This window comes from uncultured Winogradskyella sp. (assembly GCF_947495255.1).
Lineage (GTDB): Bacteria > Bacteroidota > Bacteroidia > Flavobacteriales > Flavobacteriaceae > Winogradskyella.
In genome coordinates, this window is sequence record NZ_CANLYI010000009.1 from 17,925 (window position 1) to 34,534 (window position 16,610).

17 protein-coding genes are annotated in these 16,610 nt (G+C 30.1%); 12 read left to right on the forward strand and 5 right to left on the reverse strand.

Going from position 1 to position 16,610, the window contains the following annotated elements; translation table 11 throughout:
• Positions 1 to 2: 2 nt before the first annotated feature.
• Positions 3 to 485, reverse strand: a complete 483-nt coding sequence (locus tag Q0807_RS15070) for a DinB family protein (protein WP_299111223.1) — start codon at positions 483 to 485, stop codon at positions 3 to 5.
• 172 nt (positions 486 to 657) lie between these two features.
• Here Q0807_RS15070 and Q0807_RS15075 point away from each other — a divergent pair, with 172 nt between their 5' ends.
• Positions 658 to 1,497 carry a 5'-nucleotidase, lipoprotein e(P4) family gene (locus Q0807_RS15075; protein WP_299111225.1) on the forward strand — a complete coding sequence of 280 codons (840 nt, stop codon included), beginning with the start codon at positions 658 to 660 and terminating at the stop codon, positions 1,495 to 1,497.
• A 47-nt stretch (positions 1,498 to 1,544) separates the two neighbouring features.
• Here the strand turns inward: Q0807_RS15075 and Q0807_RS15080 are convergent, their stop codons facing one another.
• From Q0807_RS15080 to Q0807_RS15095, 4 genes are all read right to left on the reverse strand, one after another.
• The gene (locus Q0807_RS15080) at positions 1,545 to 3,263 is read right to left on the reverse strand and encodes a PAS domain-containing sensor histidine kinase (RefSeq protein WP_299111226.1); all 1,719 of its coding nucleotides are present in this window, start codon (positions 3,261 to 3,263) and stop codon (positions 1,545 to 1,547) included.
• A 4-nt stretch (positions 3,264 to 3,267) separates the two neighbouring features.
• Entirely contained in the window at positions 3,268 to 6,231 is a 2,964-nt protein-coding gene (locus tag Q0807_RS15085; RefSeq protein WP_299111228.1) for a CheR family methyltransferase, read from the reverse strand.
• Positions 6,232 to 6,476: 245 nt separating this feature from the next.
• A complete protein-coding gene (locus Q0807_RS15090) occupies positions 6,477 to 6,962 on the reverse strand; it encodes a hypothetical protein (protein ID WP_299111230.1) in 486 nt (161 codons plus the stop codon).
• Positions 6,963 to 6,979: 17 nt separating this feature from the next.
• Positions 6,980 to 7,375, reverse strand: coding sequence for a hypothetical protein (locus tag Q0807_RS15095; RefSeq protein WP_299111233.1), 396 nt, complete (start codon positions 7,373 to 7,375; stop codon positions 6,980 to 6,982).
• A 133-nt stretch (positions 7,376 to 7,508) separates the two neighbouring features.
• On the opposite strand from Q0807_RS15095, the gene Q0807_RS15100 reads away from it, so the two are divergent.
• The 11 genes from Q0807_RS15100 (at position 7,509) to Q0807_RS15145 (ending at position 16,203) form a co-directional block, all read left to right on the forward strand.
• Complete coding sequence (locus Q0807_RS15100; protein ID WP_299111234.1) at positions 7,509 to 7,859, forward strand: carboxymuconolactone decarboxylase family protein; 351 nt, start codon at positions 7,509 to 7,511, stop codon at positions 7,857 to 7,859.
• A gap of 62 nt (positions 7,860 to 7,921) precedes the next feature.
• Positions 7,922 to 9,862, forward strand: coding sequence for an ATP-dependent zinc metalloprotease FtsH (gene ftsH, locus Q0807_RS15105; protein ID WP_299111237.1), 1,941 nt, complete (start codon positions 7,922 to 7,924; stop codon positions 9,860 to 9,862).
• A gap of 11 nt (positions 9,863 to 9,873) precedes the next feature.
• The gene (locus Q0807_RS15110; protein ID WP_299111239.1) at positions 9,874 to 10,260 is read left to right on the forward strand and encodes a hypothetical protein; all 387 of its coding nucleotides are present in this window, start codon (positions 9,874 to 9,876) and stop codon (positions 10,258 to 10,260) included.
• Between the two features lie 45 nt (positions 10,261 to 10,305).
• Positions 10,306 to 10,689 carry a hypothetical protein gene (locus tag Q0807_RS15115; RefSeq protein WP_299111241.1) on the forward strand — a complete coding sequence of 128 codons (384 nt, stop codon included), beginning with the start codon at positions 10,306 to 10,308 and terminating at the stop codon, positions 10,687 to 10,689.
• 114 nt (positions 10,690 to 10,803) lie between these two features.
• Positions 10,804 to 11,307 (forward strand): hypothetical protein, encoded by a 504-nt coding sequence (locus Q0807_RS15120; protein ID WP_299111243.1) that lies wholly within the window; start codon positions 10,804 to 10,806, stop codon positions 11,305 to 11,307.
• A gap of 13 nt (positions 11,308 to 11,320) precedes the next feature.
• Positions 11,321 to 11,824, forward strand: coding sequence for a BON domain-containing protein (locus Q0807_RS15125; RefSeq protein ID WP_299111244.1), 504 nt, complete (start codon positions 11,321 to 11,323; stop codon positions 11,822 to 11,824).
• A gap of 14 nt (positions 11,825 to 11,838) precedes the next feature.
• The gene (locus Q0807_RS18955) at positions 11,839 to 11,979 is read left to right on the forward strand and encodes a BON domain-containing protein (RefSeq protein ID WP_367180268.1); all 141 of its coding nucleotides are present in this window, start codon (positions 11,839 to 11,841) and stop codon (positions 11,977 to 11,979) included.
• Between the two features lie 423 nt (positions 11,980 to 12,402).
• A complete protein-coding gene (locus Q0807_RS15130; RefSeq protein ID WP_299111246.1) occupies positions 12,403 to 13,017 on the forward strand; it encodes a WG repeat-containing protein in 615 nt (204 codons plus the stop codon).
• Between the two features lie 7 nt (positions 13,018 to 13,024).
• The gene (locus tag Q0807_RS15135; protein ID WP_299111248.1) at positions 13,025 to 14,110 is read left to right on the forward strand and encodes a site-2 protease family protein; all 1,086 of its coding nucleotides are present in this window, start codon (positions 13,025 to 13,027) and stop codon (positions 14,108 to 14,110) included.
• 170 nt (positions 14,111 to 14,280) lie between these two features.
• A complete protein-coding gene (locus Q0807_RS15140; RefSeq protein WP_299111250.1) occupies positions 14,281 to 14,886 on the forward strand; it encodes a CDP-alcohol phosphatidyltransferase family protein in 606 nt (201 codons plus the stop codon).
• A 96-nt stretch (positions 14,887 to 14,982) separates the two neighbouring features.
• Positions 14,983 to 16,203 carry a metallophosphoesterase gene (locus Q0807_RS15145; RefSeq protein ID WP_299111252.1) on the forward strand — a complete coding sequence of 407 codons (1,221 nt, stop codon included), beginning with the start codon at positions 14,983 to 14,985 and terminating at the stop codon, positions 16,201 to 16,203.
• Positions 16,204 to 16,610 lie beyond the last annotated feature (407 nt).

Consider the following 16,610-nt stretch of genomic DNA (forward strand, 5'->3'; position numbering starts at 1 on the left):
TTTTAAAGTTGAGAAGACTCACCTTTTAAAACTTTTAAGTAAGCAGCAATTTGCCCTCTGTGATAAGTTTCGTGTTCTAAAACCTTGCGCATAATAAACCACCAAAATGTCATTTCTTTTCCTTTTTCATTACGAACTAAATGGTTAATGGTTGTAGCATTAAACTCAGAAATTATAACGTTTCGTTTTTCACCATTAGATTTTAAGGTTTTAATCAAACTCTTGTATATAGTTTCATCAACATCTAAGTGAGGTTCTTCAGAACCCATTTCCCATTTAAAGGTTCTTTTATTGGTTGTTGAAAGACTATAGAAGAGTTCATCCACATCAATTATATGCTTTACCAAATGGGCAAAACTCATAGCCGTATTATTTAATCGCCAATTTATAAATCCATCAGGAACTTCTTCGAGTCTTATAAGTGTGATTTCACGTATTTCTGAAGAAAATTCTGCTAACCGTTGTATACTTTCTTTAGTATCCATAATCTTAAAGTTTAGTCTCTAAATTTATAGAGAAAGAGCTTTATTCACAATGACCTACATCATTCCAAACTGATTAGTATCATTGCTCATAAAACTATCTGTTACTAATTTTATTTTTTTTAAAATTCTTCTGGTATAGCGTAAAGTATAAAAACCAAATAAATATATACACATGAAAAACAATATACTAATTACCCTTTTTGCAATGACTTTATTTTTTGGATGTAGAGTTCATGAATTATCGGTAAATCAAGATAAACAAAAGAAAGTAATCACTGAAAATATAAATATCCCTATTCGTGAGTATTCCATCCAATCTGTTTTATGGCAACAACATGCGGCAGAATATCGTGCATTAACGTATCAGGCTTTTTATTTGGCTCAAATGCGATTAAATGATATAATTGCCAATAAAGTGGACTTAAAAAAACCACTAGCAATTGTCACAGATATTGATGAAACGGTGTTGAATAACAGTCCTTATAGCGGTAAACAAGTTGAATTAGATGAAGACTACAATACCCTAAGATGGACGGAATGGGTAAAGAAGAAAAAAGCAGCAGTAATACCAGGTGCTCTTGATTTTTTTAATTATGCGAAAAGTAAGAGTATTGAAGTTTTTTATATTTCTAATAGGTCCATAAATCAAAAAAATGAAACCATTGATAATCTACAAATAATAGGATTTCCTTTTGCTGATGAAGCACATGTTTTATTAAAAGACAGTCTTAGTGGAAAACAACCAAGAAGACTTCATGTACAAGAAACCCACGAAATTGTATTACTACTTGGCGATAATTTATCTGATTTCTCAGACGTATTTGAGGAACGTTCTACCATGGAAAGAAATAGAAATGTAGATAGTTTGAAAGCTTTTTTCGGCAAGAAATTCATTGTATTACCCAATACAATCTATGGCGATTGGGAAACCAAAGGCATTTTAGAAGGAAAACATAATTGGACTAATTTTCAAAAAGATTCTATTAGACATCAAAAAATAATATCGTATTAAAATAAATTTTATGTTTTATAATTAGCCTTCAAAACACTATTTAAATTCTATGGACATAAAGGAAATGCCAGTTTAAAAGTACTGCCTTCGCAAATTTCACTCATAAAAGCAATAGTACCTTCTAATAAATTAACATAATGTTTTACAATACTTAAACCGAGGCCTGTTCCTTGTATATTAGTCACATTTTTAGCCCTAAAAAATTTTGTAAACAGATACTTTTGTTCATTTTCAGGAATACCTATACCTCTATCCTCAATTTCTATAAATAAAACATTCTTTTTTATGAAAGCTGTTATTTGAATATCAGTTTGTGAATATTTTGTAGCATTAGAAATTAGATTTATCAGTATATTTCTCAAAATCTTTTTATCCATAAAAACTTCAATTGAGTCTTTTTCTACATAATTGATTTTTTGATTTTCTTTAAACATCCAATGCAAATCTTCAATTATATCCTTAATAAGCACTTTTAAGGTAAAATTTTCCTTACTAGTTGTTACAATACCACGCTCTAGCTTTTCCATAGAGAGGAAGTCGTTCAAAATATTTGTTAGTTGATTTACGGATGATTTAATACGTTCAACATGTCGTTCTACTTTGGTAGACTCGTTTAAATCGTTATATTTTTCAATTAAAATAGTTGAAGAAAGAATACTAGTAAGCGGTGTACGAAACTCATGCGAAGCCATAGAAACAAAAGCACTTTTCATTTCATTAATAATTTTTTCTTGTTGTAATGCTTCTTTTAATTCCTTTGTACGCTCTGCTACAATGCCTTCTAATTCTTCAGTGTATTTTTGTTTTCTCGATTCTAATTTCTTTCGTTCAGTTATATCTTCACCAGCAATTAGAGTACCTATGTATTTATTATTCTCATCTAACAATGTTAAGTTGGTCCAAGACATTAAAGGCATATTATTGTTATTGCACTTTAGGAAACTTTCAAAATTTGGATTTAACAATCCATTTTCATTCTTTATGTACTTATGCGACAAAATTGAGCCTTTACTATCTGCTAAACTTATAAAATTGTTTAACCAATTTTTTCCTAAAATTTCTATACTATTATATCCAAGAAGGTCACACCCTTTTTTATTGATTAATTGCACGTTATACTCTGTATCTATCAAGAGAAAAACTACAGGAGCTAGATTAAGATATTCTTGTATTTTTTCTTTTTCCTTTTGTAAGCTTTTATGTTTTAATTGTAAAATCTCGGCTTTTTTGAGCTCTGAAACATCTATTAATGACACTCTGCAAACGGTACTTTCTGATATTTTATTTTTTGTGATTGTGCCTTGAAGTAAGACTGTAAACTCTCCCTTACTTTTGTGTTTCATTTTAATTTCGAAGGAAGGTAATATACCTGTTTCAAAAGCTTTTCGAAGATTAAAGAATAATGTTCGAGATTCGCCATTTGTTATATATGCAGAAAATGGTTTTCCGATAATATAAGAACGTTCTATACCAAGTAAATCACAGGCTGTGAGGTTGCTATTTATTATAATCGCTTTTTCATTTAATACTAAGTAGCCAATTGGTGCAAAATCAAATAAGTCTGTGTATTGGTCACGGACTTCCTCTAGCCTATGCTGCGCTTCTCGCAACTCTTCATTTTGCATTTCTAACTCTACTTGATGCACTTCTAATTCGTGAAGCAATGATTTAGATTCCTCTAAAGTAAGGTTTTGTATGGCTTGCGATCTTTCTCGAATTTTAGCCTCAGCCTTAGCACGTAAATTATGTTCTGCACCACTAGACATTTAATTATTTCTTTTCGGATGATTTTTTTTGAACTTCACTTAATTCTGTAACATCGGTCGAAATACAAGCTATGCCATTAATCTTACCCTTCTCAAACAAAGGTCTAACCGTTAAATCATGGCGTTTTATACTTCCTCCCAATTCTATGGAAACTGTTTGCCGTATTGGATGGCCTGTATCCAGAACTTTTTTCTTTATTTCCTCAAGTTTCTTGGTGTCTTTTTCTGAAAAAAAATCTGAATCCGTTTTTCCTTTAAAATTTCTGTATTTCACATCTGGATACATATTAGCAATACTAGTATAACAAAGATTTTTATCTTGTGTGTATACAACAGTCTTGGTAGATTCTAACAAAAATTCATAGTTTTCTTTAATTTTATTCAGCTCATCCGCCAATGTTTTTTCTTTTGTTATATCAACAAAAGTAATAACAACTCCTTCTATTACGTTCTGCGCCGTTCTATACGGCATAATTTGCATTTGATACCAAACACCATCATGACTTTTTACCGATGTGGTAAACGGTGTAAGTTTTTCTAGTACATTTTTAACATCAGCCACCAGAGTATCATAATCAAGATTAGAAGATAAATGCTCTACAGGACGTCCTATGTCATTTTGAATTAAATTAATAATTTTAGACATAGATGGTGTAAAACGCTTAATTGTCAATTTATCATCCAGAAAAATAGTTCCTATTTCTATACTCGCCAATAAATTATTCATATCATCATAAGACTGAGCTAATTCATCTATCTTACCTTGTAATTCTGTATTTACAGTAACAATTTCCTCATTTACACTTTGTAGTTCTTCTTTAGAGGTTTCTAATTCTTCATTAGTGCTTTGTAATTCTTCATTACTAGATTGTAGTTCTTCATTTGACGATTTTAACTCCTCATTAGCAACTTCTAATTGTTCTATAGTAGATCTTAGGAATTCTTTAGTGGTATCAAGTTCTTGTTGTAATGCATTTACTTCTGAAACATTTTCGATTTCTTTCTTTTTGTCATTAGCAGAATTTTCGGTAATTGTATCAATATCTTCAAAAATAATCATGAGATAGCCATTATCATTTAAAGATTGACTTAATGGTCTTGAGGTAAGCTTAATGGTTTGATAGTAACCATCTGTTTTTACTTTTATATTGGCAGAAACTTCAATTTTTTGACTTTTTCGAGCTTTCAAAATAATAGTTTGCAATTTAGTTTTAAGACCATCTCTTGCCATATCAACAATATTCAAACTGGCTTCACCTGGAGATGGTTGCAAATATTTCCCAGTGTTACCCGAAAAATAAACAGCATCCCCTTTATTATCAATAATTGCACAAGCAGGAGCATAATTTGAAAGTAAAAGGCGTTCTGTTATTATAGCCAAATTATCTTGCTGAACTTTTTTAAGTATTGGGACTGATGCCGTTTTTATAGTTGGTAATTGATCTTGAAAGTTAAATCCTAATTGCGGCATTTTATCAGATTGAAGGTTTTTTCGTTTAAAAAATTTATTTTTGCGATCAATGACTTCAAATGCATCGGCATATTCTCCAAGAGACTCTGAACTTCCTAAAAATAAAACACCTTCATTTATTAAAGCATAATGAAAAATAGAGAATACCTTTTTCTGTGCTTCAATATTTAAATAAATCAATAGATTTCTACAACTAATCATATCTAATTTTGAGAATGGTGGATCCTTCATTAGATTATGTTCTGCAAAGACTATTTGGTCTCGTATTTTTTTTTTAATACAGTAGCTTTGTCCTTCAACATGAAAATAAGAATGTAATCGATGTTTCTCCACATCGGTTACTATAGTATCGGGATAAACACCTAAACGAGCAATAGATATAGCCCTTTCATCTATATCTGATGCGAAAATCTGTAATTTTATATTCTTATTTTGTTTAGAAATGACTTCGTCAAAAATAATAGCAGTAGAATAAGCTTCTTCACCTGTAGAACATCCCGGAATCCATATTCTTATAGTATCGCCATTAGATTTGTTTTCGATAATTTTTGGTACGACCTCTTTTTCTAAAATCTCGAAGGGTTCTTTATCTCTAAAAAAACTGGTTACTCCAATAAGTAATTCGTTAAATAGTTTTATAGTTTCTTCTGTATTTTTCTGTAGGTATTTAATATAGTCTTCCAACTTGGCTATTTGGTTAATAGCCATTCGTTTTTCAACGCGACGTATCACTGTACTATCTTTATAATCACCAAAATTACATCCCGTTTCATTACGTATGAGAATAAAAATTTTTTCTAATTGATCTTTGGTTTTAATGATTTCTACTGGCTTCTCTAAGGGTTTTAAATTTCTATTTTCAGAATATTTTATGAGCAGTTTTGGTATTTCTTTTATTGGTAATATAAAATCTTGCACACCAGCATTTATAGCACTGCGAGGCATTCCATCATATTGGGCATTTTCAGGATCTTGCACTATAGTTAGACCTCCATGACCTTTAATATCTTTTAGTCCCATAGTGCCTTCTGTACCTGTACCAGACAATATAATACCAACAGCACGTACACCTTGATCATTTGCTAATGAACGTTGAAAAAAATCAATTGGTTTTCTAAATCCTCTAGGTAAAGAAGGCTCCAATAAGTGAAGAATGCCATTAAATATAGCCATGTCTTTATTTGGTGGAATAATATAAACATGATCTTTTAAGACTTCTGTATGATCTTTTACTTCACTTATTTGTATTTTAGTGTACTTTTTAAGCAAGTCCACCATTAGGCTTTTATGTGTAGGATCTAAGTGTTGCACAATTACAAATGCCATTCCTGGTGCATCAGGTAATTCTAAAAAAAAAGTTTTCAAGGCTTCTAAACCACCAGCAGATGCACCAATCCCAACAATAAGAAATGCATCCTCTTTTTTAAGTATTGTCTTTTTTATTGATGCCACTTTTTTCGTTGTAGCTTTTGGCGATGACGTTTTTCTTTTTGCCATGAAATAGTTTTCGTTATAAAGATAAAAGATTGTGCAAATTACATTTTTACAATATAATAAATATACTTCTTCTGTATTTAAAAATCATATTAATTGGTTACAACAAGACTAAATAGTGCATATTGGCACTAATAAATACATTCAAGAACAATATTGGCAATATTGATTTTTGTTGCTTTAATTTTAATGCAAAGGTTTCATTATACTTTTAATCACCTAACGTGAATAAGTAAGACTTTATACATCTAAGATTTATCTTTAGACTCATACAATCCTGGATAAAATTGTCTTATAAAATCATTTCGAGAAGAATCCATCCTCTTTATCATTTTATCCAATTCCGTATTCTGATTTTGCCAATTTTTAAAAAAATAATCTTCCTTAAAAAAATCATCCATAAAAAGGGAATCATTTTCAGGAAAAAAGGAAAAATTACCTTTCCAATTAAAAGATGCATTTTTATCAACATAATTTTTAAAAGAATCCATGATGCTGTCTAAATTTACTCTCAAAGAATCACCCTTAATATTTGAATAAGAGTAAGAATATATAGAATCATACTTTACAAGATTTCCAAACTCATCATATTGCTTTTTAACATCCCACGTTTCTATAGGCTTAATAGTATCTTGCTCTTGTTTATTTGATTGTTGCGTTTCTTTTTCCTTATTTTCTTGGCTGTTACAGCCTATTATAGATAATACAAATAGTAAATAAATCAAGTTTTTCATAATTAAAAAGTTTATAATTAATTTCGTCGTGTCCTTGCAGTATTAGTTCGTCTTGAAGTTCTTGTATTACTCCGCACATTATTCTCATTGTGATATGTTCTAATATTATCACCTCTATAATCTTTTACACGTACATATTTACTTCGATTTAGATTTATATTATGATATCGAGATGGCAGTACTTTTACACGCATCCATACTCCATTGTTTAGATATAGATAATTACTAAGGGTTAAATCGTAATAGATTGAATATTCTGGGAAGTACACATACCTAACCATCTCTACTCTATTTGGATAAAACCAAGGTGGTGGAGACTCAAATCTCGAAGATAGAACGACAGGACCACAGCTTTCTAAAATCAAGGCACTCATTAATATGAGTAATAGCGCTATATAATTTCTTTTTTTCATAACCGTAATATTTATAAATTATTATAAAGGAATCAAACAAACAAGACATCCCAAATGACCTGCGTCATTTTGAGAGTAATTGTTTTAAAATAGCTTTGATAAAAACAAAACGTAGTCATTAAAAATTTGAGTTATGATAAAAGATTATTCTAAAAACTATAACAATCTCACCAAATTAATGAGTGAATTGGCGACTAAGCTGCCTGAAACAATGAAAGGGTTTAATGACCTACATAAAGCCAGTATTTCAGACGGTATCTTACCTTCTAAAACAAAAGAACTTATTGCGCTAGGTATTGCTATTACTGTACGTTGCGATGGCTGTATAGCTTTTCATGTACACGATGCGTTAAAAGCAGGTGCTAGCTCTGAAGAAATTATGGAAACTATAAGCGTTGCTATACTTATGGGTGGAGGTCCAGCTCTTGTGTATGGATGCCAAGCTATGGAAGCATTAGAGCAATTTATTGTTTTAGAACAGTAATACATAAATCTAAAAACAGTACAGCGCTAAAAACATTTGATTTCTAAATAATTAAAGTCCTAATGGCAACCAATAAAAATAGTGATAAGAATAACAAATTACCAAAGAGGTTTAATCCTTATTGGATTTACGCCTTGCTTCTACTTTTTATAATTACCACATTTTTTTTTAACCCAACTTCTACCGCCGAAGAGATTAGCTGGTTACAATTTGAACAAAACATTTTAAAAGAACAAGATGTTGAAAAAATTGTAATTCTTAATAAAGAGATTGCTGAAATTTATATAAAACAAGAGAAACTAGAAGACGATGAAGACAAATCAATTTCTAAAAATATAATAACAGGAGAAACCAGACCTCAATATTACATACAAATAGGCGCCGTAGAAAGTTTTGAAAACAAGCTTGAAAATGCCCAGCAACATTATACATCAGAAGAAAAAATTGAAATTAAATATGAATCAAGACTAAACTGGTTAGATACATTTTTATGGATTTTACCATTTGCTTTAATTTTAGTTTTCTGGTTACTAATAATAAAACGAATGGGAGCTGGTGGTGTGGGTGGAAAGATGTTCAATTTTGGAAAATCAACCGCAAAATTATCTAATATAGATACAAAAAGCAAAGTAACATTTCAAGATGTTGCAGGTTTGAAAGAAGCTAAAATTGAAATGATGGAAATTTTAGATTTTCTAAAAAATCCTGAAAACTACACCAAACTTGGTGCCAAAATACCCAAAGGAATATTATTAGTAGGACCTCCAGGAACAGGAAAAACCCTATTGGCAAGAGCAATTGCAGGAGAAGCTAGAGTTCCTTTTTTTTCTATGTCTGGATCAGAGTTTGTAGAAATGTTTGTTGGTGTAGGCGCATCAAGAGTTAGAGACCTCTTTAAGCAAGCTAAAGAAAAAGCCCCAAGTATTGTGTTTATAGATGAAATAGATGCCGTTGGACGATCTAGAGATAAAATAAACGCCTTTCAATCTAACGACGAAAGAGAAAATACACTTAACCAATTATTAGCCGAATTAGATGGATTTGGTACTAATACAGGTGTTATTGTTTTAGCAGCTACCAACAGAGCTGATATTTTAGACAAAGCTTTGCTTAGAGCCGGAAGATTTGACAGGCATATCTATCTAGAATTACCCACAAAAGAAGAACGGATTGAAATTTTTAATGTCCATCTCAAACTCATTAAAAAAGAAGACAATGTTGATGTAGCAATGTTAGCCTCATTAACTCCAGGATTTTCTGGAGCTGATATTGCAAATATTTGTAATGAAGCCGCATTAATTGCTGCCAGAAAGAAGAAGAAAAAGGTTGATCAGGAAGATTTTAACCAAGCTAGAGATCGTATTGTTGGTGGTTTAGAACGGAAAAGTAAAATAATTTCTGCTAAAGAAAAAGAAATTGTAGCACATCATGAAGCTGGCCATGCAGTTGCGAGTTGGCATTTAGAGCATGTTGAGGCTTTAGTTAAAGTATCCATTATTCCTAGAGGGAAATCTTTAGGCGCTGCATGGTATTTACCAGAAGAACGGCAAATTGTAACCAAATCCCAATTTATGGATCAGATGTGCTCAGCATTAGGCGGACGAGCAGCAGAAGAAATTATTTTCAATGAAATTTCTTCTGGCGCATTAGATGATTTAGAAAAAGTAACAAAGCAAGCCTATAACATGGTGGCTTATTTTGGACTTGACGAAGAAGTTGGACCTATCAGTTTTTATGATTCTACAGGACTTTACGATAGAATTTTAGGAAAACCCTATAGTGAAAATATGGGAAAACTAATTGACACTGAAGTACAAAATCTAATAACAACACAGTATAAAAGAGTTAAAGAGATTTTAACTACACACAAAAATGAATTACAAGAATTGGCGCAACTATTATTAGTAAAAGAAGTAGCAGACAAAGACGATTTAGAAAAAATATTAGGAAAACGGAAGGAAAACAAAGTGCTATTCAATACATCAAAACTAAAAATTACTTAATCAAACATATCATGGAAACACAAGTTATTTATAATACAGATTTACATTTTGAACATAAGTTATGGCAAAGAGAACTTACTTTTTGGGAAGACGAACTTAAATCATTTAACAATAGATTAAGTGAATTAGTAACAAGGTGGACAGATAAAAAAATTCTAGCGCAATTAGATTATTATCAAAATCAGTTTATACTGCATGGCACAGTTATAGACAAATTGCAAGAAAATATTACCATGCACGAAGTTAATATGAGTGCACACTACAAAAAAGATGAAGACGTACTCAACTATTCATTTGTAAAAAAACACATTGAATTTAGAAATAAAATGGAAACACAAAGACATATTTATAGTGAATTAAAAAAGGATTTTTTTCGATTTATAAGCAAGTATATGTAACAAGAAAAATAACTCAAAAACAAATGTTTAACAAAACTATCAATTATGAAAAAAATAGCTTTTTTATTAATAACAATAATATTTACATTTTCACTTCAATCATGTAAATGTGATGATGACAATACTACTATTACGCCTCAATCTGAATTTGCAGGAGAGTGGAATGGAACATATTCAGGAGATTTAAACGGAATTTGGGTTGCAACTATTTCAAATTCAGGAATTGTAAGCGGAACAGTAACAACAAGTTTTGGCGAATCAGGTAGTCTAAGTGGATCGGTAACAGTAGAAGGATTATTTACTGCTACAGCTGGTTATACTGAAGGCGATAGCAATTTTATTGGGAATTTAGATGGTAATACGGCCTCTGGAACTTGGCAAGATAACACATCAGACCTAAACGGAACTTGGGAAGGCCAGAGAGATTAGATCTTAAACCTGATTGCATACTTTTTATGTCTTCTGTTTTTAAATGATTTTACAAATAATAAAAGAATAAAATGAGGTATTAGTAGTAGTAGTAACATTTTAAATATAGAAATTATGAAAACAAAAATAGTATACTTAATTACAACAATATTTTTGGCAGTAATCCTCTTAACAAGCTGTGGTAAAAAATCTAAACAAGATGCCACCGAAGTTAAAGAAGATGTAATAGAACTTAATAAAGATTTAACGAGAGGAGCCATGGATACAGCAGAAGAAATTAAAATAGCTGTTACACAAGAATGGGATAAGTTTAAGGCAAGTTCAGAAAAAGCCATTGAAAAAACAGAAGAAGAGATAAAAAAAATACGAAAAAAAATTTCTAAGGCCAATAAAAATGAACATGAGAGACTCACTCAAAAACTTAATGAATTAGAACAAAGACATATTGTTTTAAAAGACAAGCTTGTTGTAAGAACTGAAAAATTTAAAGAAAATAGGATAGAATTTAATGAAAAAGCAAAAAACATCGAAAAGGAATTTGAACGCGAATTTAATCACGATATGAAAACATTAAATCAAGCTTTAAAAGATTTATTTAAAGACAATATGAATAACTAATATAAATTATACAATGAGAACAGATGCACAAATAAAGCAAGACATATTAGATGAACTAGCATTTCAACCTAATATTAATGAAACCCAAATTGGTGTGGTGGTTAAAGACGGTATTGTAACACTTACAGGATTGGTTTTTCCTAGCGCTTTAAAAATTGCAGTTGTACAAATTATAGAAAAAATAGAAGGCGTAAAAGCCATAGCAGAAGGCATTAAAATTGGTTATTTGTCCCATCTTAATAAAACCGATACAGAAATAGCAAATGCTGCAATAAACGCTATAGAATGGCATGCTTCAGTACCTAACGATAAAGTTATTGTTGAAGTTGATAACGGTTGGATTACGCTTCTAGGTGAGTTAGAATGGGCTTACCAAAAAGATGCTGTAAGACAAATTGTAGAAAATTTATCAGTTGTAAAAGGAGTAACCAACAACATCACCTTAAACCAATTTGCTCTTCAACCAGAAGATAAAAAAAAAAAAAAAAAACTAAAGCCTTCGAACAATCTGCATTAGTTGAAGCTTTAGGTATTACTGTAGAAACCACCAACCATGCTGTAAAATTAACAGGCAATGTACAATCTGTCACAGAAAAAAAGAAAGCCGAAAAAGTAGCTTTTAATGCAGCAGGTATTTATGCTGTACAAAACGAATTAATAGTAGTTCATTAAAAACAACAATCATTACCTAAAATATAAATGAATCCATATATTTTAGGTCTTCAGGTAACAAAAGTACAAGACCAAATCGTGTTTATAGCTCTTGAATTTTTGTGTATTTCAAACAATTTGTTAATTCACCATTTAAAAACAGAAATTCTTTAGGCTTCAATATTTTAAATAACAAAAACTATAATTATAAAAAAAAGCTGAGCAATCATCGTTAAAGCTAAAGAAGAAAGCCTTAGCTAAAATATTAAATCTGTAGACCTAAGGTCTAAATATTACGGATGAGACCACTGCCCTATCCTATTAGAACTGAATTTATAAATTTTACATAATAATAATAATAATAAGCTCTAGTCTGACCTAAATCATTTCATACTTACATATTCAATATTAATTTTAAAATATTAACTATAAAACAAAAATATCATGAAAAAGGCAGTAATATTATTTCTAACCTTTATTACCATTCCAATTTTAGCAGTAGCACAATCTGTAAATAATGTTGATTATATTTCACCAATTCACAATGATGTTGCAGCCATTCAAAAAGATGGAAAATGGGGATTTATAAATAAAGAAGGCCAACAAATTATAAATTTCAGAACCGATTTGGTTACAACAAATACGGAAGATGGAGACTATCCTATGTTTAATAATGATAGATGCCCAATAGTAGCAGTTAAAGATGGTATTTCATATTTTGGATTTATTGATAAATCTGGAAATACAATTATTGAACCACAATTTTTAAATAGCACCGACTTTAAGGACGGTATTGCCATTGCTTTAAAAGTAAATAAAAAAGTCATTGCAAAAAACACAGCTTTAGATAAGGATATTGTTAACTATAGGTATTTTGAAGTACTTATTGATATTCAAGGAAAAATTACTTATTACCTCAATCAAGATGGAGTTAACATTGTTTTGGATAAAGACTTTTTAATAGCAGTTCCTCAAATCACTTCTAAACGAATTTCAGAAGATCTTTACGCAGTTAAAAACAAGAAAAACTTATGGAACATCATCAAAATTAAAGAATAAGCCTAATATGAAAGCGAATTTAAATCTAGGTCAAGTTTCAGGTATTAAGATTAGAGTCCATTGGACGTTTTTTCTACTCATGGCATGGGTTATTTTCGCCGAACTAACACAAGGGGGCAATACTGAAAATATTTTATTTAATACAACTTTTATTTTAGCTGTTTTTTTATGTGTTGTGTTGCATGAATTAGGTCATGCTTTTATGGCAAACCATTATAATATTAAAACTGAGAAAATAACACTACTTCCCATTGGAGGAATGGCAACTTTTGAAAAGCTTCCTGAATCACCAAAACAAGAAATATTGATTGCCATAGCTGGCCCACTAATCAATGTGATTATAGCTATTTTATTGTTTTTTATTGTGCCTGTTAAAGATTTTATTCAATTAAACTTTACCGAATCTTTTGACGTTTTAGTACGTTATAATTTACAAAGTTTTTTGTTTTTTTTATTTATTGTTAACATTGGTTTAGCCGTGTTTAATAGTATACCTGCATTTCCTATGGATGGAGGTCGAATCCTCAGAGCATTATTAGCTATAAAAATAGGTCGTGTTAAGGCTACTAAAATTGCATCTAATCTCGGACTTATAATAGCCGTTCTATTCTTTTTAATTGGTCTGCTTTACAATCCGTTTTTAGTATTTATAGCCTTATTTATCTTTTTGGGAGCTTTTGGCGAAAACCTGATGGTGCAACAAATAGCTTTACTTGATGGTCACACGGTAGAAGAAGCTATGCTACTTAATATCACAACTTTTAAACCTCAAGACTCTATAGACCTTGTTGTAAATAAAATAATTTCTGGCACCGAAACTAATTTTATTGTTGTTGAAGACCAAACCATTATAGGGCTTTTACATCATAAAACAATTATTGAAAACTCTAATAAAATGGTTTTGGTTGGAGAAATAATGGAGGTGAATTTCAAAACCATAAAAGGTACAGATAGTATTAAAAAGGTATATCAACTTATTTATAATGATAAACAAGAATTATTTCCAGTAATGGAGAATGGTAAACTTATTGGTGCAATTGATGCCGTAAATTTAAACGAATACATTTTGCTACAATCAAAATTAGCCTTTTAAACATAGAATTATAGAGTTATTTAAACGCTTCAATATTTGCTCCTAATACTATTAGGTTACAATTAAAATAGAAACTACAATGGTTAAAAAATCATCTCTTTAGCCTAAATATTTCTAAACTTAGTGTTATGCCAACCCAATGATTGATAAGTTCCTATTTAAAAAAATATATGCTGACATTCAAAAATTATAATATTGCTGATTGGTTTTCGTTCTATCGCATTTTTGCATCACCTTTTTTGTTGCTTTTAATTTGGTTAGATTTTAGGTTAATTTTTACATGGTTGTTACTAGTTAGCTATTCTACTGATGCTATAGACGGTTTTTTAGCCAGAAAATTAAAAATCACAAGCTCTAGAGGCTCACAGCTAGATTCCTTTGGAGACCAAATAACATTAATTGTAGGATTAATTGGTCTGTATGTCTTTGAAACTAATTTTATAAAAACTAATCTTATTTTAATTGGTATTGCCTTTACACCTTACATTATACAAATGGTTATCGCTTATATAAAATATGGAAAGGCTACTGCATTTCATACCTATTTAGCAAAATTTTCTGCTGTTATGCAAAGTATATTTATTCTTTGTTCTTTGTTCTTTCACCCTGAATATACTTTGTTTTATATTATGATAGGGATTGGACTTTTAGAAACATTTGAAGAAATAACATTGATTTTCATGTATAATAATTGGGCCTCTGATGTTAAAGGTATTTATTGGGCTTTAAGAGATAAAAGAAGATTTAAAAAAAATAGTCCGAGTGAAAAACAGTAATCAAACACATGAAAATACCATAGGGAATTATCAATACTGAAGATAGTGATTATATGAATGTACATTATAAGCTCAGAAAACTAATAAATAAAACACATGAGAACAGTTTCTCTTTTTACAATTTTTTTATTGTGTTGCGCTATTTTATTAGTAGATATCACTGCTTTTTATTGGCTTAAATCTATAACTAATCTTATAGACTCTGCTTTTTTTAGCATAAGTATCCATGTGTTGTTCTGGATATTTACAGTTGGCTTAATAGCATCCATCTTAGTATTTAAAGTTATTTTAGATGCTATAAGTCCCATTAGAAAACAATTACTAATATCTAGGTTTTATGGTCTTGCCATATTGTCATTTGTGCCCAAACTCATCTTCGTAATTATTATCTCTATATTGTATTTTACAAATTTCATGTTTTCAGAAAGTAAGTCACTAATTGTAGTGCCCATTGTTGGACTCTTTTCTGGGTTTCTTCCTTTTTTTGTAATTCTGTATGGTATTTTAAAAGCTAAATATAGATTTAAAGTTCATCATCATATTATTAGAACTAAGCTATTACCAAAATCTTTTGATGGTTTAAAGATTGTTCAGCTATCCGATTTGCATTTAGGTAGTTTTAATTATAGATATAAAAAACTAGAATCTGCTATTGAAAAAATTAACCATTTAAAACCAGATTATATTTTCATTACAGGAGATTTAGTAAATAATTTTGAATGGGAATTACGTGGTTGGGGTAAAGTTTTTAAACGATTAGAATCAAAAAAAGGGAAATATGCTATTTTAGGTAACCACGATTATGGAGATTACAGTCTATGGGAAACTTTAGAAGCAAAACAAGAAAATTTTGAAGCTATTCAGCAATTTTACAAAACTATTGATTTTAAATTATTATTGAACGAAGCCGAAATTATTTCAAAAAATAGCGAAGAAATCGCAATAATTGGAGTAGAAAATTGGGGAGAACCACCACTTAAACAATATGCAGATTTAGAAAAAGCAATAACTAAAGTGCAACACGTTCCGTTTAAAATTCTATTATCTCACGACCCAACACATTGGCCAGAAGAAGTGATAGACAATACAGATATCATTTTAACACTTGCAGGTCATACGCATGGCATGCAGGCTGCTTTTCAATATAAAAATTTGCAATGGAGTCCTATAAAATACAAGTTTAAACATTGGGCAGGTTTATATAAACATAACACGCAATATCTCTATGTTAATAGAGGTTTGGGTTGGTTAGGTTTTCCGGCCAGAATTGGTATGCGTCCAGAAATTACATTTATAGAACTAAAAACCAAACCTTAAGAGATTCATATCGTAATAATACATGTTAAAACCTTATTAAAATTGAGATATAAGGTATCTAATAACTAGAATTTAAGATTGCCTAATCATACATTTTGAGAAGAACCTCTTATTTAGCAAGTACAAGAAAATGTAAATACACCTTCTATAACTAATAGACTATTAAATATTCTAAAAAATGGATTCATTGAGTTCAACTGACCTGCATCATTCTGACAAAATACTTCATTAATTAACTTTAGGTTATAAATAATGTGCTATTATGAAAATCTATACTAAACTTTATATTGCAGTAATCATACTTATATTTTGTACAATTTTTCTGTTATAAAATTAAGTTATTGTTCTAATACTAAAAAAACACAAAACTATCCCAACAAACTAATGCTATACAATATTGTAAATAT